The organism is Streptomyces kebangsaanensis (genome assembly GCF_001906585.1).
Lineage (GTDB): Bacteria > Actinomycetota > Actinomycetes > Streptomycetales > Streptomycetaceae > Streptomyces > Streptomyces kebangsaanensis.
In genome coordinates this window covers 1-1288 of the sequence record NZ_JUJA01000078.1, presented here as the reverse complement: position 1 = coordinate 1288, position 1288 = coordinate 1, and the positions used below count along the sequence as shown (strand labels likewise).

Sequence of the window (1288 nt, the reverse complement as noted above, 5' to 3'; positions counted from 1 at the left end):
CTTGGGTGAGACGCCCCGCTTAGTCGGGTTAGCCTGAGAGGGCACGACAGGAGAACCACCCCCTCATGACCAGCACCAACCCCGCCGAGTCCGACCCGGCCCCCAGGCCGAAGCGCCGTTCCTTCAGTCCGGAGTACAAGCTGCGCATCGTGGCCGAGTACGACGCCGCACCCAAGAACGAGAAGGGCGCTGTCCTGCGCCGCGAGCGCCTTTACCACTCGCACGTCAAGGAATGGCGGGCCGCGCGGGATGCCGGGGCATTGGAGAAGCTGGTCGACCAGCGCACCAGCCCGGCCCGGCCTAAGAAGTCGGCCGCAGAGACGGAAAACGAGAAGCTGCGCCGCCAGGTGGAACGGCTGGAGAAGGAACTGGCCCGGAACAAAGCCGCGTTGGAGGTCATGGGAAAAGCTTCCGCGCTCTTGGAAATGATCTCCGAGGGCGCGGACTGAGGACCGCAGCCGACCCGGTGGTCGATGACGCGTTCGCCGGCATCGAGGGCAAGTTGGGCATCACCGCGGCCTGCCGGCTGACCGGCCGCTCCAGGGCCACCCACTACCGCCGGCTCCGTCCCTCACCACCGCGCAGGCCCCGCTCGCCGCAGGTCCAGCCCTCGGCCCTGACGGCAGAGGAACGGGCTGCGGTACTGGAGCTGATGAACAGCGCCGAGTACGCCGAGCTGCCGCCCGCGCAGATCTGGGCCCGCGAACTGGACGCCGGGCGCTACCACTGCTCGGTCTCGACGATGTACCGGATCCTGCGCGAGAAGGGGCAGTCCGGCGAACGCCGCCGCCAGGCCACCCACCCCGCCCAGGCGGTGCCCGAGCTGGTGGCCACCGCACCGTCGCAGGTGTTCACCTGGGACATCACCAAGGCAGCCGGACCGGTCAAGGGCGTCTGGTATCACGCCTACGTCATCATCGACATCTTCAGCCGCTACATCGTCGGCCACACCGTCGAGCGGGCCGAATCGTCCCGGCGGGCCGAGGAGTTGATCCGCGAGACCATCACCCGCAACGGCATCGTGCCGGAGACCGTGCACGCCGATCGCGGCACCTCGATGACCTCCAAGAAGGTCTCGCAGTTGCTGATCGACCTCGGCGTCACGCGGTCGCACTCGCGGCCGAAGACCTCCAACGACAACCCCTACAGCGAGGCCCACTTCAAGACCACGAAGTACATGTCCGACTATCCCGAACGGTTCGATTCGCTGGCCCATGCCCGCGAGTGGTTCGACGCGTTCATCGCGTACTACAACCACGAGCACCGGCATTCGGGGATCGGCTGGCAC

General features: G+C 67.5%; 2 protein-coding genes. Both read left to right on the top strand.

Annotated elements, in window-relative coordinates; genetic code table 11:
* Positions 1 to 65: 65 nt before the first annotated feature.
* Positions 66 to 449: a transposase gene (locus tag RH94_RS11620; protein WP_073946048.1), complete on the top strand. Its 384-nt coding sequence runs from the start codon at positions 66 to 68 to the stop codon at positions 447 to 449.
* Between the two features lie 17 nt (positions 450 to 466).
* Positions 467 to 1288, top strand: an 822-nt coding sequence (locus tag RH94_RS11615; RefSeq protein ID WP_073947529.1) for an IS3 family transposase, incomplete at its 3' end; no start/stop codon positions are given.